At 33.7% G+C, this 21,614-nt stretch carries 20 protein-coding genes and 3 tRNA genes; 13 read left to right on the top strand and 10 right to left on the bottom strand.

The window, feature by feature from the left end:
- The first annotated feature begins 9 nt into the window (after window positions 1–9).
- The 4 genes from ACZIYX_RS16375 to ACZIYX_RS16390 all read left to right on the top strand — a co-directional run bounded on the left by ACZIYX_RS16375 (window position 10) and on the right by ACZIYX_RS16390 (window position 5,030).
- The gene (locus tag ACZIYX_RS16375; protein WP_462683330.1) at window positions 10–1,173 is read left to right on the top strand and encodes a FecR family protein; all 1,164 of its coding nucleotides are present in this window, start codon (window positions 10–12) and stop codon (window positions 1,171–1,173) included.
- Window positions 1,174–1,257: 84 nt separating this feature from the next.
- Entirely contained in the window at window positions 1,258–4,500 is a 3,243-nt protein-coding gene (locus ACZIYX_RS16380) for a TonB-dependent receptor domain-containing protein (protein ID WP_462683331.1), read from the top strand.
- Window positions 4,501–4,636: 136 nt separating this feature from the next.
- The gene (locus ACZIYX_RS16385; protein WP_462683332.1) at window positions 4,637–4,777 is read left to right on the top strand and encodes a transposase; all 141 of its coding nucleotides are present in this window, start codon (window positions 4,637–4,639) and stop codon (window positions 4,775–4,777) included.
- A gap of 58 nt (window positions 4,778–4,835) precedes the next feature.
- Window positions 4,836–5,030 (top strand): hypothetical protein, encoded by a 195-nt coding sequence (locus ACZIYX_RS16390; RefSeq protein ID WP_462683333.1) that lies wholly within the window; start codon window positions 4,836–4,838, stop codon window positions 5,028–5,030.
- A gap of 99 nt (window positions 5,031–5,129) precedes the next feature.
- On the opposite strand, the gene ACZIYX_RS16395 is transcribed toward ACZIYX_RS16390, so the two are convergent.
- The 3 genes from ACZIYX_RS16395 to ACZIYX_RS16405 all read right to left on the bottom strand — a co-directional run bounded on the left by ACZIYX_RS16395 (window position 5,130) and on the right by ACZIYX_RS16405 (window position 5,500).
- Window positions 5,130–5,213 (bottom strand) — tRNA-Leu (locus tag ACZIYX_RS16395).
- A 65-nt stretch (window positions 5,214–5,278) separates the two neighbouring features.
- A tRNA-Lys gene (locus tag ACZIYX_RS16400) sits at window positions 5,279–5,351 on the bottom strand.
- 76 nt (window positions 5,352–5,427) lie between these two features.
- Window positions 5,428–5,500 (bottom strand) — tRNA-Lys (locus ACZIYX_RS16405).
- A gap of 133 nt (window positions 5,501–5,633) precedes the next feature.
- Between ACZIYX_RS16405 and ACZIYX_RS16410 the strand changes: the two genes are divergently transcribed.
- Window positions 5,634–6,155 (top strand): shikimate kinase, encoded by a 522-nt coding sequence (locus tag ACZIYX_RS16410; RefSeq protein ID WP_462683334.1) that lies wholly within the window; start codon window positions 5,634–5,636, stop codon window positions 6,153–6,155.
- Here the strand turns inward: ACZIYX_RS16410 and ACZIYX_RS16415 are convergent.
- The 3 genes from ACZIYX_RS16415 to ACZIYX_RS16425 form a co-directional block, all read right to left on the bottom strand.
- Window positions 6,147–6,647: a phosphoribosyltransferase family protein gene (locus ACZIYX_RS16415; protein WP_462683335.1), complete on the bottom strand. Its 501-nt coding sequence runs from the start codon at window positions 6,645–6,647 to the stop codon at window positions 6,147–6,149. The two genes, ACZIYX_RS16410 and ACZIYX_RS16415, sit on opposite strands and share 9 nt — an antisense overlap.
- Window positions 6,648–6,743: 96 nt before the next feature.
- Window positions 6,744–7,328 carry a methyltransferase domain-containing protein gene (locus ACZIYX_RS16420; RefSeq protein ID WP_462683336.1) on the bottom strand — a complete coding sequence of 195 codons (585 nt, stop codon included), beginning with the start codon at window positions 7,326–7,328 and terminating at the stop codon, window positions 6,744–6,746.
- Window positions 7,325–7,714, bottom strand: a complete 390-nt coding sequence (locus ACZIYX_RS16425; protein ID WP_462683337.1) for an RNA-binding S4 domain-containing protein — start codon at window positions 7,712–7,714, stop codon at window positions 7,325–7,327. The genes ACZIYX_RS16420 and ACZIYX_RS16425 overlap by 4 nt, the downstream gene beginning before the upstream one ends.
- A 174-nt stretch (window positions 7,715–7,888) precedes the next feature.
- Here ACZIYX_RS16425 and ACZIYX_RS16430 point away from each other — a divergent pair, with 174 nt between their 5' ends.
- A complete protein-coding gene (locus ACZIYX_RS16430) occupies window positions 7,889–8,863 on the top strand; it encodes an FKBP-type peptidyl-prolyl cis-trans isomerase (protein WP_462683338.1) in 975 nt (324 codons plus the stop codon).
- 180 nt (window positions 8,864–9,043) lie between these two features.
- Here the strand turns inward: ACZIYX_RS16430 and ACZIYX_RS16435 are convergent, their stop codons facing one another.
- The 3 genes from ACZIYX_RS16435 to ACZIYX_RS16445 all read right to left on the bottom strand — a co-directional run bounded on the left by ACZIYX_RS16435 (window position 9,044) and on the right by ACZIYX_RS16445 (window position 11,612).
- Window positions 9,044–9,628: a porin family protein gene (locus ACZIYX_RS16435; protein WP_462683339.1), complete on the bottom strand. Its 585-nt coding sequence runs from the start codon at window positions 9,626–9,628 to the stop codon at window positions 9,044–9,046.
- Between the two features lie 162 nt (window positions 9,629–9,790).
- Window positions 9,791–10,744, bottom strand: a complete 954-nt coding sequence (locus ACZIYX_RS16440; protein ID WP_462683340.1) for a transketolase family protein — start codon at window positions 10,742–10,744, stop codon at window positions 9,791–9,793.
- Window positions 10,745–10,766: 22 nt separating this feature from the next.
- On the bottom strand, window positions 10,767–11,612 hold the full coding sequence (locus ACZIYX_RS16445) for a transketolase (RefSeq protein ID WP_462683341.1): 846 nt from the start codon (window positions 11,610–11,612) through the stop codon (window positions 10,767–10,769).
- 280 nt (window positions 11,613–11,892) lie between these two features.
- Between ACZIYX_RS16445 and tgt the strand changes: the two genes are divergently transcribed.
- The 7 genes from tgt to ACZIYX_RS16480 all read left to right on the top strand — a co-directional run bounded on the left by tgt (window position 11,893) and on the right by ACZIYX_RS16480 (window position 20,011).
- Window positions 11,893–13,023 carry a tRNA guanosine(34) transglycosylase Tgt gene (gene tgt / locus ACZIYX_RS16450; RefSeq protein ID WP_462683342.1) on the top strand — a complete coding sequence of 377 codons (1,131 nt, stop codon included), beginning with the start codon at window positions 11,893–11,895 and terminating at the stop codon, window positions 13,021–13,023.
- Window positions 13,024–13,100: 77 nt separating this feature from the next.
- Window positions 13,101–14,171 carry an LptF/LptG family permease gene (locus tag ACZIYX_RS16455; protein ID WP_462683343.1) on the top strand — a complete coding sequence of 357 codons (1,071 nt, stop codon included), beginning with the start codon at window positions 13,101–13,103 and terminating at the stop codon, window positions 14,169–14,171.
- The gene (locus ACZIYX_RS16460) at window positions 14,158–15,090 is read left to right on the top strand and encodes a DMT family transporter (protein ID WP_462683344.1); all 933 of its coding nucleotides are present in this window, start codon (window positions 14,158–14,160) and stop codon (window positions 15,088–15,090) included. The genes ACZIYX_RS16455 and ACZIYX_RS16460 overlap by 14 nt, the downstream gene beginning before the upstream one ends.
- A 50-nt stretch (window positions 15,091–15,140) precedes the next feature.
- Window positions 15,141–16,094 (top strand): acetyl-CoA carboxylase carboxyltransferase subunit alpha, encoded by a 954-nt coding sequence (locus ACZIYX_RS16465; RefSeq protein WP_462683345.1) that lies wholly within the window; start codon window positions 15,141–15,143, stop codon window positions 16,092–16,094.
- Window positions 16,095–16,262: 168 nt separating this feature from the next.
- Window positions 16,263–17,810: a replicative DNA helicase gene (gene dnaB, locus ACZIYX_RS16470; protein WP_462683346.1), complete on the top strand. Its 1,548-nt coding sequence runs from the start codon at window positions 16,263–16,265 to the stop codon at window positions 17,808–17,810.
- On the top strand, window positions 17,785–19,110 hold the full coding sequence (locus ACZIYX_RS16475; RefSeq protein WP_462683347.1) for an asparagine synthetase B: 1,326 nt from the start codon (window positions 17,785–17,787) through the stop codon (window positions 19,108–19,110). The genes dnaB and ACZIYX_RS16475 overlap by 26 nt, the downstream gene beginning before the upstream one ends.
- 82 nt (window positions 19,111–19,192) lie before the next feature.
- Entirely contained in the window at window positions 19,193–20,011 is an 819-nt protein-coding gene (locus ACZIYX_RS16480) for a lipoprotein (protein ID WP_462683348.1), read from the top strand.
- A 260-nt stretch (window positions 20,012–20,271) separates the two neighbouring features.
- Here the strand turns inward: ACZIYX_RS16480 and ACZIYX_RS16485 are convergent, their stop codons facing one another.
- Window positions 20,272–21,567: an amidohydrolase family protein gene (locus ACZIYX_RS16485; protein WP_462683349.1), complete on the bottom strand. Its 1,296-nt coding sequence runs from the start codon at window positions 21,565–21,567 to the stop codon at window positions 20,272–20,274.
- Window positions 21,568–21,614 lie beyond the last annotated feature (47 nt).

The raw sequence follows: 21,614 nt of genomic DNA on the forward strand, positions 1-21,614 counted from the left end.
ATATGAAGAATGGATGATTATTTAACAGTAATTAAGAAATACATAGAAGGGGATATTTCTTCATCAGATAAAGAAGCATTGCAAGAATGGTTATCTGAAGACGTAAATAATAAAGTACTCTTTAAACAAAAAATAAAAGAATGGTATACTTTAAATAAAGAACTACCTGTTGATTCTGAGCAAGCTTATCAGCGTTTTGTGAGTACTGTAGATAAAAAGAAAAGAAAGGTTGTAAGGCTACAACAATTGTTTAGTATTGTCAAGTATGCTGCTTTGGTAGGAGGTATTTTCTGGGGAGGGTATTATTATACTACATCGAACGTGTCTTCGTTTAGGACCAGTCCTGAGATTGTAACAGTAGATGACTCACCTGTAGATAAGATTAAAATGGTTCAGGCAGATGGTACTATTACCTATATGGATTTTAATAATAGTTCTGAAGTGGTAAATGCTAACGGGAGTTTAATAGGAAAAAAAGATAAGGGGCAATTTACAGTTAAATCCGATACAGCTATAGCTGAAGTTAAGTATATAGAAGTCTCCATTCCTAAAGGAAAATTATTTCAGCTTACATTATCCGATGGAACTAAAGTATGGCTGAATGCGGCAAGTAGTTTAAGATTCCCGCAACATTTTGTAGCTACAGAAAAGAAACGTATTGTTTATCTCGAAGGGGAAGCATTTTTTGATGTAACCAAAAATAAAGACCAGCCTTTTATCGTAAAAACGGGAGCTGTAAATGTAAAAGTATTAGGAACACGGTTTAATGTATCTTCTTATATCGAGGATGCAACAGTAAAAACAACATTAGTAGAAGGAGAAGTAGAGGTTAATGAAGGAGATAGTGAAAACTTCTTACAGCTAACTCCAAGTTATCAAGCAATTTTTAATAAGAATAAAAAAGGTTTGTTAAAAAAGAAAGTAAATACATTGCTGTATACATCATGGATGGATAAAAAAATAGTATTAGAAAATGAATCTTTTGCAGAGGTATCAAAAAGAATCGAACGTACTTATAATGTATCGATTATAAACCATAATAAAGAACTCAATAATACACATTTTACAGGAGAATTTGATGTAGAAAATATAGAAGAGATATTTAGAACATTTTCAGAAACTTTAAAATTTAAATATGATATAAAAGATAAGAATATTATAATCGGTAAGTAAAAAAGAAGGAAGTGCTGTCACACTTCCCACACTAGCCAGATTATTATTTATTTGAGTACTTAACAATCAAAACTTTTCAAAAATATGAAAAAAATAGGAAATCGTACGCTATTCTTATATATAGCGAACCAGTCAATTGCATTAAAAATGAAGCTCACATTAGTTTTATTCAGTTTTTCAATCCTTCAGATGATGGCTATTTCAGGGTTTTCACAAGGAGAAATAGAACTAAACTTTGAAGAAACTCCTTTGTTAGAAATTCTATATGAAATTAAAAATCAAACCTCGTATAAGTTTTTTTACATTAACGAAGAGGTGAATTTAAATCAGAAGACTACAATTCAGGTAAATAAAGAAACTCTTGATAAAGTCTTAGATCTCTTGTTCGGTAATACAGATATTTCTTATTCTATTATAGGAAAACAGGTGATTTTGAAAAAAACACCTATACGGGATAAAATCATAAAACCACAACGCGAAATAAATGGAAATGTCAAAGATTCTAACGGAAGTCCGCTACCAGGAGCTAATGTATTGGTAAAAGGAACTACAAACGGAGCTCAGACAGATTTTGAAGGTAATTTTCAGCTTAACCTTGCAGATGATAATAATATATTGATTATCTCTTATTTGGGGTTTGAGACCTTAGAAGTTGATGTTACTGGTAAAGATTTTATCTCTGTGCGCTTAAAAGACGGAGCTGCACAATTGGATGATATTGTAATTGTTGGTTCTAGAAACCCCGGTCGTACCGCAACAGAAACTACGGTTCCAATTGATATTATTGATATTACAGAGATAGCAACTCAAGGTCCGCAGACCTCTGTAAATGAAATTCTAAATTATGTAGCTCCTTCTTTTACTTCTCAAACGCAAACTGTTTCAGACGGAACAGATCATATTGATCCCGCATCATTAAGAGGATTAGGACCAGATCAAGTTTTGGTACTAATAAATGGAAAAAGAAGACATAATACATCTTTAATTAATGTGAATGGTACTGTAGGTGCAGGTAGTGTAGGAACAGATATGAATGCTATTCCCACAGCCGCAATTCAAAGAATTGAAGTACTAAGAGATGGAGCTGCAGCACAATATGGTTCTGATGCTATAGCTGGCGTAATTAATATTGTATTGAAAAAAGCAACTGGAAAGTTAGGTCTTACTCTGACTACCGGAGCTAATTTTAGTGAAAACTCTAATCAATTTGATGGAGGAAGCGATGGGGAAAAAGTAAAATTAGAAGCCAATTATGGATTAGCTATTGGAGAAAATGGTGGATATATTAATTTTACAGGGGCATTTTCAACAAGAGAACCTGCATTGCGAAATAAAGATTATCAAGGAGATATTTTTCGAGGATATCATGGAGCAGAACGAGTTTTTGCCGCTGGTGGAGGAAATGTTGCTGAAATGACACTAGCAGATTATCAAATAGCAGCACAGAGCCTTGCGTATCTGGATCAAATTACCAGAGATCAGATCGCTGCGTTAGATGTTAATAATACCGATGATATAGAAACATTTAGAGGATTACTTGATGTTAATGTAGATGAAGACGAATTAACTGCTCGCGGATTAACACGTAAAGATTTCAGGTTTAAAGTAGGAACAGCTAAGTTAAGAGAAGGTAAATTTTTTGCTAATATGGCGATTCCATTAAGTAAAGATACAGAAATATACAGTTTTGGAGGAATCAGTTACCGACAAGGATTAGCATCTGGATTCTATCGTAGACCAGCACAAGATGATGGTAGAGCCAATACTCCTGCTTTTCCTAATGGTTTTTTGCCAAATATAGGAACCGATATTGTAGATAAATCACTTGCTGTAGGGATCAAGGGTAAGGTTAAGGATTGGAATATAGATTTTTCTAATACGTACGGAATCAATATTTTTGATATTACCGTTGGTAATTCTAGTAATGGAACGCTTGGAGTGGCAACTGCAAGAACTTTTGATGCAGGATCTTTAAGTTTTATGCAAAACACAACAAATCTGGATATCAATAAATTTTACGAGAATATTTTTAGCGGATTTAATTTGGCAATAGGAGCAGAGTATAAAGTCGAAAATTATTCGATCACAGCAGGAGAAGAAACTTCATACACAAGCTATGATATTAATGGAAATCCTGTAACCAGTACTACTCCGGATAATGAATTGGTACGCAACAACTTTACAGGAACCCCACTTGGTGGTGGTTCGCAGGTATTTAGAGGATATGACCCCGGTAATCAGACTGATAAATTTAGAAATAGTATTGCTGGTTATGTTGACCTCGAAGCAGATTTTACAGAACAATGGTTAGTGAGTTTAGCAGGTAGATATGAAAGCTTTTCTGATTTTGGAAACACTTTTAATTATAAAATAGCTACAAGATACAAAATATCAGAAAATATTTCTGTTCGCGCAGCTAATAGTACAGGGTTTAGAGCCCCATCTTTGCATCAACAATTTTTTAGTAGAACCAGTACAGTTTTTGTAGATAATCAACCTTTTGAACAAGGAACTTTTACCAATGATAGTAGAGCAGCAACTCTAATTGGAATAGCAAAATTAAAAGAAGAAACCTCAGACAGTTATAGTCTTGGCTTTACAGCCAAAATTAAGAACTTTACAATTACGGCAGATGCTTATTTGATTAATATTGATGATAGGATTGTGTATAGTGGAAGTTTTGGAAATGGGGGAGATGCAGAGCTTACCCGAATATTTCAGGATGCAGGAGCTACCAGTGCACGTTTCTTTGTGAATGCTATTGATACAAAATCTCAAGGTATAGATGTTGTGATCTCTCACAGAGCTAATTTTGGGGAAAATGTAAGTTTGAAAAATGACTTGTCAGGAACCTTTGCAGAAACTGAAGTAGAAGAAATTCGAGTTCCAGAAAAAATAGCCAATGCAGGTCAGGGAGGTAACTTTTTTGATGCTCAGGAAGAAGCGTTTTTAACATTGGCGCAACCAAGAACCAAACTAAGCCTTACTAATGCATTATCTATAGGGAAATACAGTTTGCTGTTAAGAAATGTATTTTTTGGAGAAGTAACAGATCCTGATGATTTTAATGGGGATCCAAGAGTAGAAGGAGCTGTAGTTAGTCCTGATGCAGTTTATGGAGGGAAAATAGTAACAGATCTGTCTGTCTCTACAAAGATTTTTGAAAACCTTAATATTACAGTAGGTGCTAATAATTTGTTAGATATATACCCCGATGAAAATCGAGAAGGAGGGAGTTCTGGAGATCAATTTGTGTATTCTCGAAGAACATCACAGTTTGGGTATTCAGGAAGATTCTTATTTGCAAGAATTAATTTTAGTCTATAATTAAGTTTAATTAATATAGGATAACAGAGCAAGAAGAGGAGGCAGGTTTTATTGCCTCTTTTCTTGCTTTATGATAAATTTAATCTTAGTTTGTATAGATTTAACCCAAATATTTGCATAAACACAACAACTAGCCTTGATTCCTATTTTACTAATTGAAGTACCTAATGCTTCAGCAGAATCTTTTAATGCAAAGATAAAAGCATTCAGAGCACAATTCAGAGGTGTCAAAAATGTAGAATTCTTTCTGTTCAGACTAACCAGAATATTTGCATAAACACAACTTTTGGTATTGATTTATTAAAACCATCGAATAACTAGAAAATGATTCAATAATGATTGAAAAACTCAAGTATTTAATTTTAAAATTTTATGAATTAAATTTAAAGTTTGCTTCAGATTTTATTATTGAAATTTTTCAAAAAAGCCATAACTCAATATCAACCCTTATTAAAGGTAGAGAGAATGATTTTCAAAAAATAGAAATTCTGATTAGAGAAATTTTTAATATTGAAGCGAGATTAAAATAAAATCTAAAAAAAACAAAGATTAAGAAATGCTTTACTTACCACAAAAGTTACCATTATAATATTAGGAACGTGTTATTCAGGAGTTTAAAACATTAAAAGTGCCCAGAGCGGGACTTGAACCCGCACGCCCTAATGGACACATGGCCCTCAACCATGCCTGTCTACCAGTTCCAGCACCTGGGCGACTTATTATCTTACAAGATAATATAAAAACAAAAAAGTACCGTATAAAATACGGTACTTTTTAGTGACCGGGCTGGGGCTCGAACCCAGGACCCTCTCCTTAAAAGGGAGATGCTCTACCAACTGAGCTACCAGGTCATAGAAAAATTGCTAACATAATAAAATAAGAACTAAATAGATAATTTAAAAAGCATCATAGCTATTTATCTCTTAGTGACCGGGCTGGGGCTCGAACCCAGGACCCTCTCCTTAAAAGGGAGATGCTCTACCAACTGAGCTACCAGGTCATACATTCTTTTTCCTTGAATGCGGGTGCAAATATACTATCATTAATTTATTTTTCAAGAAGAATTTGATATAAATTTACATTTTATTTTAAATCTGCTTTTTTTTTAAAGATATCTAACTAATTTTGATGCTATGAATATAGTTTTAATGGGATACATGGGTAGCGGAAAGTCTTTGATTGGTAGGGACTTGGCTCGTAAATTGAAATTTGATTATTTAGATTTAGATAATTTTATTGAAATTCAAGAAAAAAAAAAAATTTCTGAGATTTTTGCGGATAAAGGCGAAATATATTTTAGAAATAAGGAATCTTTATACCTCAAAGTGGTTTTAGAAGAGTATAAAAACACCATTATTTCGCTAGGAGGAGGCACCCCTTGTTTTGCAGGAAATTTAGAAAATATACTGCAAGATAAAAATTCAAAAAGTATTTATTTACAAACCTCGTTGGATGAATTGGTGCTACGACTTTTTGCAGAGCGAGAAAAACGCCCGTTAATTTCTCATATTATTTCAAAAGACGAACTAAACGATTTTGTTCGTAAACACTTATTTGAAAGATCTTTTTATTATAACCAAGCAGATTATAAAATTATAACCGATAAAAAAGATCCTGAGCAAATAAGTAAAGAGTGTATATCTCTTTTATTTTAAGATAGCAAGATCCTCTTGTCCAAATTGTACAATAACATGTTCGTGTAAAGAAGTAGATAAAGAAATCCCTTTAAAATCTGCTTTGATAGGGTATTTTTTATGATTACGGTTAACTAAAACTGCTGTTTTGAATCTAGTAAGAGGAACATCCAGAAAATGTTTTACACCATAAATAAGAGCAGTTCCAGAATTTAATACATCATCGGCAAGTATTACAGACTTATTTTGATACTCATTTGGCGTTATAGAAGTCTTTACAGTATTTTGAGGAGTTTTTTTGTCCATAGTAACTTCGCATAATGTTATTTTTATATCAGAGATATCTTCCAATATGCTTTTTAAACGTTGAGCAAATATGTAACCATTCTCAGAAATTCCTGCGATTATAATCTCTTTTTCGTTAACATTGGTTTCATAAATTTGATAAGCAATACGTTTTATTTTGTGTTGTATTTGCTCATGAGTAAGAATTATGTTTTGGTCTGTTTGCATATTTATATTATAGATTGCAGATACAGTAGTATCTGTAAATATTGTTAATACTTTATCTTTATGAGCTTAAACTTTGTTGTAACTTATAAAGAATGTTTATAATGGTTTTTCAAATATAAAAAAGAGTTCGTTACCCATGCGTGGATCTATAGAATTATAACAATTTTCTAGCGTTTTTATAGTATAGTGTTTTGAAAAAATAAGTTCATATTCTTTTTTCGAGCCACCAAAAGGAGGTCCGTTTTGTTTAAACTCTGAAGAAAATAAAACACCTGCCAACTTTCCTTTGGGATTGAGCAGGCTGGAGGATTTCAAAACATAATCTTTTCTTAGTTCTATAGGTAATGCACAAAAAAATGTTTGTTCCAGAATTAAATCAAATGAATTGTTATACTTAAAAAAGTCCTCACAGATTAAATTTTCTGAAGGAAATTCAGGAATCCGTTCTTTAAAACTTCTTAAAACTTCCTCTACAATATCTAATATGTAGATGTTTTTAAAACCCTTTTTAAAAAGATATTCAGCTTCGTATGCATTGCCACAACCCGGTATTAAGATCTTAATATCGTTATTAGATAATTGGTTACAATAATTAACTATAGGAGGGGATGCATAGCCAACATCCCACCCGGTTAGCTTTTTTTTATAACGATCTTTCCAAAAATTTTTATCAGGGATCATTCTTCGCTATCGTTTTCTGTACTATCTGTATGCCAATCATCAATATCCCTGCGATCTTTTTTGGTAGGTCTTCCTGCTCCTTTTTTTCTATAATAATCTTTAGAATATTTTAAAAGATCCAACTTTTGCAACGCTTCTTTAGGAGTAGTGTCTTTACGATAGATATCGACGAGTTTAGCTCCAATTCGATTATCTGGTGTATCTAATACCACAAGTTCATAACTAATTTGGTTTTTACGAATAGTAATTTTGTCTGAGGGGTAAATTTCTCGGGAAGGTTTAATAAGGTCGCCATTAACACGTACTTTTCCTTCTTTACAAGCCTTTGTAGCAACACTTCGTGTTTTAAAGTATCGGATACACCATAAATATTTATCAATTCGCATAAAATAAGATTAAAATGCGTTTTTATATTACATAATTTTGAAATTTGTTAAAATAAAATTTACTGCTATTTTTTATTTTAACAAATTTCATCTGCTTATTAAAAACAAAAACATAAACAGAGGTAACAAAAGTACAAGAAAATCGTATCTTGCGCCCTCAAAAAAGTAATCAGAATGAATATTAAGACATATATTTTTGTAACTGCTTTAATTGTAATGGTTCTGTCGGCATGCAAAAAAGATGACGATGAAGGGGTAACTATTGTGCCTCCCAGAGATAGAGGAGAACAGCAAGTAAAGGACGACGCATTGCTTCAAGATTATTTAAAGACACATTTTTACACTTCAGAAAATGTAGATACAAATAATGATAGCCCTATAAAACACAAAATAGTAAAGTTTGATACTATAGCTGGAGAAAATAGTAATAAGCCATCTATTATGGATTCGGGATTGGTAACAACAAAAAAAGTTACCAGAGAAGGTGTAGAATATACAATATATGTACTTAAGTTAAGAGAAGGTAGTAGTACAAAACAAAAACCAACTTTTGCAGATTCAACTTTGGTAACGTATAGAGGGCAATTGCCATACAACAATGCAGGAAGAGTGTTTGACAGCGCAGTTAATCCTGTGTGGTTTGATTTAACATCTGTTGTAGAAGGTTTTAGAGAGGCTTTGGTTGATTTTAGAGGAGCTTCTGGAGTTGTTTCTAATAATGATGGAACAGTAACTTATATTGATGATTTTGGAGACATGGTAGTATTTATGCCTTCGGGATTAGCTTATTTTGATAAACCACCGGCAGGATCTTCTATTCCTTCATATTCCCCTCTTATTTTTAACATACAATTGTATAAGGTTAATGAAGCAGATCATGACAGAGATGGTATACCATCTTATCTGGAAGATTTGGATGGAGACAAAATACTGGTGTTGGATGTAGATGATAATACAGATGGGGATAGTCTGACAAACTATTTAGATGCCGATGATGATGGCGATGGTACCCAAACCAAAGATGAAATAACAGTTAAGGATCTTAATGGAGACAATATGATTACATTAGATGAAATAACATTTTATGATGATGATGGCGATGGTATAAAAAACCACTTAGATAAAGACGATAGGGATTCTAAAAACTAAAAAAAAGAGGCTGTCTAAAAAGTAATTTTTAATAAAATTAAGCTGAATTATTTGTAGTATTTTCTAAAAAAAAACTTTATTTCTTTCAGTAAAACCTTCTTTTAGAGTCGGTTTTTTGAAGTATTCATAATAAAAAAAGAGGGTGTCTGACTTTTTAGATACCCTCTTTTTTTAGATAAGTTACAAATCTATAGCCAGACTAAAAATAATTTGGTTTGGTCTGGAATCTACTCTAATTCTTTCATCTATAGATTCTGCCCGGTTTTTACTAAGTCCTTGTTCGTATCGAATGTCTATATTAAAACGATCAAATTGTAATCCGGCACCAAATTGTACTCCTAGTGTAAATTTATTTTTTACATCCCCGAGTTTTACATCTTCCAGATCATTTTCTACGATATATTGCAGTGCAGGTCCACCAAAAATATGTACAGGTCCTAAGACAGAAACTCCGGCAAGAATGGGTAAATCTATTTTTTTAATATTATAATTCAGGTTTTTTTCTGTAACCGTGTATTTGCTGTTGTTTACTGTATATAGCAATTCAGGCTTGATGTAGATGTTATCGGTCAAATTTCCTCTTAAAAAAATGCCTAGGTGATATCCAACACGATCTTCTGCCGATGCCTTGGTGATGTCAGAAATTTCAATTTTTCCATTGTCTCCATAATTAAGCCCGGCTTTAACTCCAAAAGTGACTTTTTTTTCTTGCGCAAGTAATGCACAGGAAAAAAATAGCATACAAAAAATGAATCTGTTTTTCATTGCAAAATGTTTTTTACTTAAAAGATTAATAAATAGCTTGAGTATTTTTGGTATGAAGGCTAGTACTTATAAAAACGATTTAAGGTTGTTTTTATTTTGGTTAAAAACAAAAAACCTTCTGAAACAAATCAGAAGGTTTTCTTAAAAATATAAAAAGTATTTTTATTTTCTTTTAACCACTTTTTGGGCAGCTTTGTTTATAGATGCTGCATTCAAACCGTACTTTTCCATTAATTGTGCGGGAGTTCCGCTTTCTCCAAAAGTATCATTGGTTGCAATAAATTCTTGCGGAACCGGATTATGTAGCGCTAGTACTCTGGCAACACTTTCACCCAAACCACCTAGTATATTATGTTCTTCGGCAGTAACAATACATCCTGTTTTCTTTACCGAAGCCAAAATAGCTTCATCATCCAATGGTTTGATAGAGTGAATGTTAATTACTTCGGCATGAATACCTTGCTCATGTAAAGATTCTGCAGCTTGTATAGCTTCCCACACCAAATGTCCGGTTGCAACTATAGTTACATCACTACCTTCTTGTAATAAAACGGCTTTTCCTATTTCAAATTTTTGATCTTCAGGAGTAAAATTAGGTACAGCAGGTCTTCCAAAACGTAAATATACAGGACCTTCATGATCTGCTATAGCAATTGTTGCAGCTTTGGTTTGATTATAGTCACAGGTATTGATTACTGTCATTCCCGGCAGCATTTTCATTAAACCAATATCTTCCAAAATTTGATGAGTAGCACCATCTTCTCCCAATGTTAATCCGGCATGCGAAGCACAAATTTTAACATTTTTATCGCTATATGCTATAGATTGCCTGATTTGGTCGTAAACACGTCCGGTAGAAAAATTAGCAAATGTTCCTGTAAAAGGTATTTTTCCGCCTATGGTTAATCCGGCAGCAATTCCCATCATATTAGCTTCAGCAATTCCTATTTGAAAAAAACGATCCGGATTGTTAGCAATAAAAGCATCCATTTTTAAAGAGCCTATTAAATCGGCGCATAGTGCCACAACGTTCTCATTGGTCTTACCTAATTCTTCTAAACCAGCACCGAAACCTGAACGAGTATCCTTTTTTCCTGTGTCAATATATTTTTTCATTTTCTTTTTTGAATTTGGTAGATTAATAGTCTCCTAAGGTTTCAGGGTTTTGTGCTAATCCTATAGCTAATTGCTCGTCATTAGGAGCTTTACCATGCCAAGCGTGGGTATGCATCATAAAATCAACCCCATTGCCCATTACGGTATGCATTAAAATGCAAACAGGTTTACCTTTGCCTGTTCTGCTTTTTGCTTCGTTTAATCCTTCAATTACAGCAGAGATATTATTTCCCTCTTTAATTTCCATAACATCCCAGCCAAAAGCTTCAAATTTTGCTCTCAAATCTCCCATCGGAAGCACATCGTCTGTAGCTCCGTCAATTTGCTGACCATTATAATCAATTGTAGAAATAAGGTTATCTACTTTTTTTCCAGAGGCATACATTGCAGCTTCCCAAATCTGTCCTTCCTGCAATTCGCCATCACCATGTAAGCTATATACAAGATGGTCGTCGTTGTTTAACTTTTTTGCAAGTGCAGCGCCAATGGCTACAGACATCCCTTGTCCCAGAGATCCCGAAGCAATTCGTATTCCGGGAAGCCCCTCATGAGTTGTGGGATGCCCTTGTAATCTGCTGTTGATTAACCTGAAAGTGTTTAGTTCTTCTACCGGAAAATAGCCACTTCGTGCAAGCACACTGTAGTATACTGGTGAAATGTGACCGTTAGACAGGAAAAAAATATCTTCACCGATACCATCCATATCAAAATCATCTTTTCGGTTTAAAACCTCTTGGTACAGGGCTACAAAAAACTCGGTACACCCCAAAGAACCTCCCGGGTGACCAGAACTAACCTTGTGCACTTGTCGTAAAATATCTCTACGAACTTGCGTTGCAAAATCTTCTAATTGTTTTGTTTTTGGCATTATAATGCTGATTTCTTGATATTAAAGCCTCAAAAATACACGTTTTGAATACGGTGACAAAATGAATAGCTTGCTTTTAATCAAGAAACTGTTGTTAGTAACAAAAAGTTTTTAAAAATAATGTTCTTTTAAAAAAAAACAATAAAAAAATAATAAAGAATATACCTTTATTTATGGCGTTTTTACTTACTCAACAAAGTATGGCCATTAAACAAAAAAATAACTATAGAGGTGCAACTTAAATTTGTTGGTTATCTTTGCGCCCTACCAAACAGGAATTATGCAATTTGACCTTTTATCAAAAGACCCTCTAAGTAAGGCGAGAGCAGGCAAAATAACAACGGATCACGGAATTATTGAAACTCCAATTTTTATGCCAGTAGGAACTGTAGCTACAGTAAAAGGAGTACACCAGCGTGAATTAAAAAAGGATATCAATCCGGATATTATTTTAGGAAACACATACCATTTATATTTAAGGCCAGGAACATCTATTTTAGAAAAAGCAGGTGGACTACATAAGTTTATGAATTGGGATCGTAATATCCTTACAGATAGTGGAGGCTATCAAGTATATTCATTATCCTCTAATCGTAAAATTAAGGAAGAAGGAGTAAAGTTTAAATCTCATATAGATGGTTCTTATCATGTGTTTACCCCAGAAAATGTAATGGAAATTCAACGAACTATCGGAGCTGATATAATAATGGCGTTTGATGAATGCACACCCTACCCTTGTGATTATAAATATGCAAAACGAAGCATGCACATGACACATAGATGGTTGGATCGTTGTATGAAACATTTGGAAAAAACACCAGTTAAGTATGGGTATGACCAAGCTTTTTTTCCAATAGTACAAGGAAGTACTTATAAAGACCTTAGGCAGCAATCTGCAGAGTATATAGCAAATGCAGGTGCGGTGGGTAATGCAATAGGAGGGTTATCTGTAGGGGAACCCGCAGAAGAAATGTATGCGATGACCGAAGTTGTAACTGCTATTTTACCAGAGGATAAACCAAGGTATTTAATGGGAGTAGGTACCCCGATCAATATATTAGAAAACATAGCATTAGGGATTGATATGTTTGATTGTGTAATGCCAACAAGAAATGCACGTAATGGAATGCTTTTTACAGCACATGGAACCATTAATATGAAAAACAATAAATGGAAAGATGATTTTTCTCCAATAGATGAAATGGGTATTACCTTTGTGGATACAGAGTATTCTAAGGCATATTTAAAACATCTTTTTTCAGTAAATGAATTGTTGGGCAAACAAATAGCAACCATACATAATTTAGGATTTTATTTGTGGTTGGTTCGCGAAGCCAGAAAACATATATTAGCAGGAGATTTTAACTCCTGGAAAAATAAGATGGTCAAACAAATGGATAAAAGATTATAGAGAACCCAAAAATTAATACTAAGAATCGGGACTAGTTGTGAATAACATATAAAGGTTTGAATTTAGAATGATATTTTATGAAAATATTAGATTGGTATATACTTAAAAGATATTTAGGGACATTTTTTATGATGATCCTGCTTTTTATTCCTATTGGAATTATAGTGGATGTGTCTGAAAAAATTGATAATATTTTAAAAAATGAAGTCCCTTTTAATGCAATAATATTCTATTATATTAATTTTACGGTATATTTTGCAAACCTGTTGTTTCCTTTATTTGTTTTTCTATCTGTAATTTGGTTTACCTCCAAACTTGCCAATAAAACAGAAATCATAGCTTTTTTAAGCTCGGGGGTGTCTTTTTGGAGGTTTTTAAGACCTTATATGATTGGGGCAGTCATTATTTGTTTTGGGGCATTGGCTATGGGGTTGTTTCTGGCACCAAAAGCTAGTCAGGGATTTAATGAGTTTAAGTATAATTATTTGCATAAAAACAGAAAAGTTCAAGAAACACAAAATGTATACCGCCAACTTAATGATAGCATGTTTTTATATGCCAATAATTTTAAACCTTTAGAAAAATCGGCAACTAATTTTACATTAGAGCATTTTGATGAAAATAAATTAAAAACTAAAATTTCTGCAAATAGTATTGTTTTTAAAGATAGTATTTATGAATTGAAAGATTACGTAAAACGAATAATTCTGGAAGATAGGGATATTATAGAAAAAGCTATAAGTAAAGATACTGTCCTGCCATTTAATATAGATGAGTTTACACCAGTTACCTATGTAGCAGAAACCCTTAACTATACAGAGCTGAATAAGTTTATAGAAAAAGAGAGTAAAAGAGGATCTTCAGATATAAACAGATATAAGGTGGTAGCCTATAAACGTTGGAGTATACCAGTATCGGCTTTTATTCTTACTATTATCGGAGTAGCTGTTTCTTCTATGAAAAGGCGTGGAGGTATGGGGGTTAATCTGGCTGTCGGTATTTCTTTAGCTTTTATATTTATCTTTTTTGACAAAGTATTAGGTACTTTGGCAAACCAATCTGATTTTCCCCCTGTAATCGCAGTATGGTTTCCTAATGTATCTTTTGGAATCTTAGCTATTTACTTATTATATAATGCCAAACGTTAAGCTTTTTAATTACCTGCATTTACATTTTATAGTTTTTGTATGGGGGTTCACAGCCATTTTAGGAGAGTTGATATCTATAGAAGCTTTACCATTGGTTTGGTACAGAATGCTTATCGCATCAGGGTTTATCTATATTTATATCTGTTTCAAAAAAATAAGGTTAATAATTTCGCGAAGATTATTTTTTGTACTCTTTTTTGCAGGAATTGTTATAGCATTGCATTGGATTACCTTTTTTGCTGCGATAAAAGTGTCTAATATCTCTATAACCTTAGCAATGCTTTCTACAGGAGCTTTTTTTACATCTATCTTAGAGCCGGTTTTTTATAAAAGAAAAATAGTATGGTATGAAGTTCTTTTTGGGCTAATGGTAATAACAGGGTTATATATAATTTTTAAAGTAGAAGGAAACTATCTTACTGGTATTGTTTATGCACTATGTTCCGCCTTTTTATCTTCGGTATTTTCGTTGATAAACGGAAAAGTAGCACAAAAATATAATCCGTCAATGATTTCTTTTTATGAATTATTAAGTGGAGTAGGAGTAGTAACTATTTATTTATTTGGGATGACAATTTTTGGAGATACTACAGAAGGATTTACAGTCTCATTTTTTAAATTATCAACTTCAGATTGGGGTCTTATAGCCATATTAGCATCTATTTGTACAGCATACGCTTTTATAGGCTCTGTGCAGGTAATGAAATACTTAAGCCCGTATACGGTTATGTTAACCACTAATTTAGAACCAGTGTATGGCATACTATTAGCCTTTTTAATATTTGGAGAAACAGAAAAAATGAATCCTCAGTTTTACTACGGAGCAATTATTATTCTGTGCACAGTTGTATTGAACGGAATATTTAAAAATGCTAAAAAAAGAAAAAGACAAGCAACTTTAAGCAACATTACGAAGTAAAGTTTTTATATTTGTCGGCTAACCCTAGTTAATATAAATATATTCTTGATATGGAATATTTAGATTTTGAACTCCCCATTAAAGAGCTTGAAGAGCAATTTAATAAAGCTTGTGCCATAGGCCAGGAGAGCGAAGTAGATGTTACGGATACTTGTAAGCAAATTGAAAAAAAATTACAAGAAACCAAAAAAGAAATATACAAAAACCTTACGCCGTGGCAGCGGGTGCAGCTGTCCAGACATCCCTCCAGACCATATACATTAGATTATGTAGATGCCATTTGTGGAGAGTCTTTCTTAGAATTGCACGGGGACAGAAATGTTCGCGATGACAAAGCTATGATAGGAGGTTTAGGAAAAATTGGTGATCAGACTTTTATGTTTATTGGTCAACAAAAAGGATATAATACAAAGACCAGGCAATATCGTAATTTTGGGATGGCTAATCCTGAAGGATATCGTAAAGCATTACGTTTAATGAAAAGTGCAGAAAAATTTGGGATCCCTGTAGTAAGTTTTATAGATACTCCGGGAGCATACCCTGGTTTAGAAGCAGAAGAAAGAGGGCAAGGAGAGGCAATTGCCCGTAATATTCTGGAAATGACCCGCCTTAAAGTTCCTATCATTGTACTTATAATAGGTGAAGGAGCTAGCGGAGGAGCATTAGGTATCGGAGTAGGAGATAAAGTATTAATGTTGGAAAATGCTTGGTATTCTGTGATTTCGCCAGAAAACTGCTCTTCTATCTTATGGAGAAGCTGGGATCAAAAAGAACAAGCAGCCGAAGCATTAAAACTTACAGCAAAAGACAGTGTAAAACTTAAAGTAGTAGACGAGATTGTTAAAGAACCACTTGGAGGAGCGCATAGCGACAGAGAAACTACTTTTAAAACGGTAAGAGATACCATTTTGGCTTCTTTTGAAGAATTAAAAAACTTATCACCAGAAGAATTGGTAGAAAAACGTATGGATAAATATGCGAATATGGGAGTCTTTAAAGGGTAACCCCCAAGTAATCGCTAATCACCTAAATCTGAAGTGTTAAACTTCAGATTTTTTTATGCTTATTAACAATAAAATAAACTTATTAACAGTCCATTTGTTGAAGACTTGTGGACATTCGTATCTTTGTATTTAGGTACATCTCTTTACAATTTTTTTACATTCGTAGCTATGGAAAAAGTACAGCAAACTAAGCAAATAAATTATGGTCGGGGGAACGTAATTTCGCTTGAAAAAGGAAAAATACCACCTCAAGCAGTTGATTTAGAGGAAGTTGTTCTTGGAGCGATGATGATCGATAAAAAAGGGGTTGACGAAATTATTGATATTCTTAATCCAGATGTTTTTTACCGGGAAGCACATCAATACATCTTTGAAGCAATATTTAAACTCTTCGAAAACTCTGAGCCAATAGACTTATTAACGGTTTCTACCCAACTTAAAAAAGACTCTAAGCTAGAATTGGCAGGAGGGGATTATTATCTAATACAATTAACTCAAAAAGTAGCTTCTTCTGCACATATTGAGTTTCATGCAAGGATTATACTTCAAAAATACATTCAACGAAGTTTGATTAAAATTTCGAATGAAATCATTGAAGAATCTTATGATGAAACTACAGATGTTTTTGATCTTTTGGATATGGCAGAATCCAGATTATACGAAGTTACACAAGGTAATATTAAACGATCTACTGAAAGCGCCCAAAACCTGGTTATACAAGCAAAGAAAAAAATACAGGAAATATCTAATAAAGAAGGAATGAGTGGTGTGCCTTCTGGCTTTGATAAACTAGACAGGTTAACATCAGGATGGCAACCCAGTGATTTAATTATCGTAGCAGCACGTCCAGGTATGGGTAAAACAGCGTTAACCTTATCTATGGCAAGAAATATAGCTGTAGGTAGTAATATACCAGTAGCTTTTTTCTCTTTAGAGATGTCCTCGGTACAATTGATTACACGTTTGATTTCTTCAGAAACAGGGCTTTCTTCAGAAAAATTGCGTACCGGTAAATTAGAAAAACACGAATGGGAGCAGCTTAACGTAAAAGTAAAAGATCTTGAAAAAGCACCTCTGTTTATAGATGATACTCCCTCGCTATCCATTTTTGACCTTAGGGCAAAAGCAAGACGTCTTGCATCACAACACGGCATTAAAATGATTATAATTGATTATCTTCAATTAATGACTGCCGGGGGCTCTGGTAAAAATGGAAACCGTGAACAAGAAATTTCTACAATTTCCCGTAACTTAAAAGCTTTGGCAAAAGAATTAAATATTCCTGTAATAGCTCTATCCCAGTTATCCCGTGCTGTAGAAACCCGAGGGGGAAGTAAAAGACCTTTGCTTAGTGACCTGCGTGAATCCGGGGCAATAGAGCAGGATGCTGATATTGTAGCTTTTATATTTAGACCAGAGTATTATAAAATTGATGAATGGGATGATGAAGAAAGATCTCCAACACAAGGACAAGGAGAGTTCATTGTTGCAAAACACCGTAATGGTGGATTAGAAAATATAAGGTTAAAATTTATTGGTCACTTAGGTAAATTTGATAACTTAGATGATTTTAGCACCCCTTTTGAGTTTCATTCTAAAATGAATGATGGTAAAGAAGAAGATGAACCGTTTAGTGCCAAACATCTTCCTAGTGCCGATGAAGCCTTTGGGAGTAGTATAAACGACTCTAATGATGATGATGAAGTACCTTTTTAAAAACATACAAATAGCAAAGCCAGAGATACGGTATAAAAGATCTTTTCAACCTTTGATTCTTATACTGGTTTTGCTATTTACAATACCATCCTTTGCTTCCTATGTATTAATACCTATGGATGCCGAAGGGCAACAAAACCATTTAAAAGCGTATGGTATTACATATTGGACTTTAAGCAAAGACCTTAAAGTTAAATGGTTGTTGAATTACAGAGGAGGCTCTTTTTTATTGCCAGATACAGAAGATATTAGAAAAGAATGCACCATTAGAGGAGTTTCTTATGAAGTGCTTAACGATGCAGAAACTAATCAGATTTTAGAAGATATTAGCAGCCCATCCCAAAATATGGAAGCTGTAGTCCTGGAAAAAGCCCCAAAAATTGCAGTATACTCTCCAAAAGGAAACCAACCTTGGGATGATGCCGTTACTATGGTATTAACTTTTGCCGAAATCCCTTACGAAACTATTTATGATACAGAAGTACTACAAGATAATCTGATTTTATACGATTGGTTACACCTGCATCACGAAGATTTTACAGGACAATATGGTAAGTTTTATGCATCTTACAGAGCTGCTCCCTGGTATATAAGAGAAAAAGCAGCAGCAGAAAAATTAGCAAAAGAACTGGGATATCAAAAAGTATCCCAACAAAAATTGGGAGTTGCTTTAAAAATTAGGGATTACGTTGTTGGAGGAGGATTTATGTTTGCTATGTGTAGTGCTACAGATAGTTTTGAGATAGCATTGGCTGCAGAAGGTGTGGATATTTGCGAATCTATGTTTGATGGTGATCCCAGTGAGCCCGGGTATCAGTCTAAGATAGATTATAATAAAACCTTTGCATTTAAAAATTTTACATTAGAGCGTAGTCCAAATGTATATGAATTTTCTTCTATAGATATGACCAGAAATCGTCGTATTTCTAAAACCACAGATTATTTTACACTTATGGATTTTTCGGCTAAGTGGGATCCAATTCCTACCATGTTATGCCAAAACCATACGGCTTTGGTTAAAGGTTTTATGGGGCAAACAACCGCATATAACCCTAACGAAATAAAATCTAATGTATTAATTCTTGGTGAAAACAAAACTAATTCTGAAGCTCGTTATATACATGGAATTAAAGGAAAAGGTTTTTTTACCTTTTATGGAGGACATGATCCAGAAGATTATACACATAGAGTTGGTGATCCAAAAACAGAACTGGAATTGCATCCTAACTCTCCCGGGTATCGCTTAATTTTGAACAACGTATTGTTTCCAGCTGCAAAAAAGAAAAAGCAAAAAACCTGATATTAGCGAGTTATTTCTGTAAGGTTGTATAGCAAATTCGACTACTTGTGTTTTAAAGTATGAACTTTGTATAACCTCAATTATGAAAAAAATATTCACACTATTATTTGCAATAGTTTTATTAGCATCTTGTAACTCAAAAATAAATAAAGAACAACAATTAACAGAGGAATCTAAAAAAGAAGGACTCAAAGAAGAAACTACACCAGACAGGTCTGCTGATTTTCCTGAAGATATAACTGCTGTTTTTAAAGCACATGGCGGTATTTTGGCTTTTGATCAAATGAATACCTTAGTTTTTGAAATGGTTAACCCAGAAGGAAACGAAAAGCATACTACAGATCTTAAAACCCGACATGCTCGTATAGAAACAGATAAATTTGTCTTAGGTTTTGATGGTAAAGAAGCCTGGATAGTACAAGACTCTGCCTATTTTAAAGGAGACCCCAGATTCTATCATAATCTAATGTTTTACTTTTATGCAATGCCTTTTGTATTAGGAGATCAAGGAATTTCCTTTCAAAAAGCAGAGAATCTGGAAGTAGAAGGAATTTCGTATCCGGGATATAAAATCTCTTATGGTGATGGAGTAGGAGATTCTCCAAAAGATAATTATTTTTTATACTATGATAAAGATTCTAAAAAAATGAAGTTTCTTGGGTATACGGTTACTTTTTTTAGTAAAGAAACCAGCGATAAAATTAGTTTAGTAGAATATGCAGATTGGAATGATGTAAATGGGTTATTACTACCTAAGACTTTAAAGTGGAGAGAATATAAAGATGGTAAAGTAGGAGATGTTAAAAGCGAAGTAAGTTTTATAAATACTAAAGTAAGTAAAGAAAAATCTTCTTCTTGGTTGTTTGAAAAGCCGAAAGAAGAAAAAGCCGAAAATTTATAGTTTATACCATTTTAACTTTGAAATAGTATGTATAGAAATTGAATTTATTTTTTAAGTATTCAAGGCAAAAAGCTTGTGTCAGACTTGATCTGGTATCAAGCATAGCTGTAGTTACGGTTATATTTTTTAACAAAGAATAGATGAAAAAGAAATAATTTATTAGTGCTGTTTCAAAGTTAAAATGGTATTATTAGTAGGATGAACCTATTTAAAATAAGGAGGCTGCCTTTTCAGACAGCCTCACTTTATATTATTCTGTTTTATTTACTAGTATACTTATCCTTATATCGTTTCCAAAGTTTGGTCTGGTGACTTTCTAAACTAATATCACGTCCCTGTATAAAAGCTTTTTCTAATTGATTTGTTCGCATATCCAAAGCATCTCCAATGCTAATAAATAAAGTAGCATCTTTACCAACTTCCAGAGTGCCTGTAGTAGCATCAATACCAAGAATTTTTGCACTATTCCCCGTAATAAGCTGTACTGCTTTTTCTTTATCTAATCCATGTGCAGCAACAGTTCCTGCTTGAAAAGGCAGATTTCGGGCATTAGCACGTTCCATTTGACCACTGTTTTGCAATGCAACCAGCACACCGGCATCCATAAGTAGCTTAGCATTTTTATACGGTAAATCGTAATCGTCATCTTCTAATGCAGGAGTACTATGTGTTCTTGCGATCAATACCGAAACATTATTTTGTTTTAGTTGTGAGGCCACTTTATGCGCTTGGTATGCACCAACTAATACCAGTTTTTGGATATTGTTTTCTTTTGCAAAATCGATTACATCCAAAATTTGCTTTTCGGTGTCGGCATTTACAAATAGGGTTTTAGATCCATCAAAAATACCATGCATTGCCTGATATGGCAGATTGGTTGTCGTATGGTTTGATGGGGTAGCAGCTTTTGCCTGATGTATAAAATCTACTAATTCTGTAACTTGTTTAGAATAATCTTTATTAGGTTTGTAACCAGGATCTTCACCAAGCCACCAACGACCTTGGGTAAAAGTACCAGGCCAATGTATATGTATGCCATCATCTAATTTTATTACAGCATCCTCCCAGTTCCATGCATCTAATTGTACGATCGATGAGGTTCCTGAAATTTTTCCTCCGCGAGGAGTAACTTGCGCGGTTAGAATACCATTTGGACGCATACTTTCTACAATCTTGCTTTCTGCATTATAAGCAATAACACTACGTATATGGGGATTGTAATTTCCTATTTCACTATCATCATCGGTTGCTCGAACCGCGCCTATTTCTACAAGCCCTAATGTAGAATTAGGAGCGATAAACCCGGGATATACATGTTTTCCTGTAGCATCGATTATTTTTCCTGTAGCAGGAGAATTTCCTTTAACTCCAATGGCGGTTATCTTTCCGTTTTCAAAAGTTATACTGCTATTTGCTATAACTTTTCCATTACCAATATGAGCGGTAGCACCGGTTATGGTAATTATTTCGCTTTGCGCCTTAGCAGGAGTTTGTTGTGCTGTCAGATTTCCGAAGAAAATTAAGAACAGTCCTGTTATGCATATTATTTTTTTCATGTTTTTTGTTGTATTGGACTTCGACAAGCTCAGTCTGACATAATTTT

The organism is Aquimarina sp. (genome assembly GCF_977115655.1).

Bases quoted from the DNA above. Each gene is read 5' to 3' on its own strand.
- ACZIYX_RS16460 (WP_462683344.1), top strand. From the start codon at position 14,158: ATGCCAAACGTTAAGCTTTTTAATTACCTGCATTTACATTTTATAGTT.
- ACZIYX_RS16380 (WP_462683331.1), top strand. From the start codon at position 1,258: ATGAAAAAAATAGGAAATCGTACGCTATTCTTATATATAGCGAACCAG.
- ACZIYX_RS16485 (WP_462683349.1), bottom strand. From the start codon at position 21,567: ATGAAAAAAATAATATGCATAACAGGACTGTTCTTAATTTTCTTCGGA.
- ACZIYX_RS16420 (WP_462683336.1), bottom strand. From the start codon at position 7,328: ATGATCCCTGATAAAAATTTTTGGAAAGATCGTTATAAAAAAAAGCTA.
- ACZIYX_RS16415 (WP_462683335.1), bottom strand. From the start codon at position 6,647: ATGCAAACAGACCAAAACATAATTCTTACTCATGAGCAAATACAACAC.
- ACZIYX_RS16465 (WP_462683345.1), top strand. From the start codon at position 15,141: ATGGAATATTTAGATTTTGAACTCCCCATTAAAGAGCTTGAAGAGCAA.
- ACZIYX_RS16480 (WP_462683348.1), top strand. From the start codon at position 19,193: ATGAAAAAAATATTCACACTATTATTTGCAATAGTTTTATTAGCATCT.
- ACZIYX_RS16430 (WP_462683338.1), top strand. From the start codon at position 7,889: ATGAATATTAAGACATATATTTTTGTAACTGCTTTAATTGTAATGGTT.
- ACZIYX_RS16425 (WP_462683337.1), bottom strand. From the start codon at position 7,714: ATGCGAATTGATAAATATTTATGGTGTATCCGATACTTTAAAACACGA.
- ACZIYX_RS16390 (WP_462683333.1), top strand. From the start codon at position 4,836: ATGATTGAAAAACTCAAGTATTTAATTTTAAAATTTTATGAATTAAAT.
- ACZIYX_RS16445 (WP_462683341.1), bottom strand. From the start codon at position 11,612: ATGCCAAAAACAAAACAATTAGAAGATTTTGCAACGCAAGTTCGTAGA.
- ACZIYX_RS16455 (WP_462683343.1), top strand. From the start codon at position 13,101: ATGAAAATATTAGATTGGTATATACTTAAAAGATATTTAGGGACATTT.
- ACZIYX_RS16435 (WP_462683339.1), bottom strand. From the start codon at position 9,628: ATGAAAAACAGATTCATTTTTTGTATGCTATTTTTTTCCTGTGCATTA.
- tgt (WP_462683342.1), top strand. From the start codon at position 11,893: ATGCAATTTGACCTTTTATCAAAAGACCCTCTAAGTAAGGCGAGAGCA.
- ACZIYX_RS16375 (WP_462683330.1), top strand. From the start codon at position 10: ATGGATGATTATTTAACAGTAATTAAGAAATACATAGAAGGGGATATT.
- ACZIYX_RS16440 (WP_462683340.1), bottom strand. From the start codon at position 10,744: ATGAAAAAATATATTGACACAGGAAAAAAGGATACTCGTTCAGGTTTC.
- ACZIYX_RS16410 (WP_462683334.1), top strand. From the start codon at position 5,634: ATGAATATAGTTTTAATGGGATACATGGGTAGCGGAAAGTCTTTGATT.
- dnaB (WP_462683346.1), top strand. From the start codon at position 16,263: ATGGAAAAAGTACAGCAAACTAAGCAAATAAATTATGGTCGGGGGAAC.
- ACZIYX_RS16475 (WP_462683347.1), top strand. From the start codon at position 17,785: ATGATGATGATGAAGTACCTTTTTAAAAACATACAAATAGCAAAGCCA.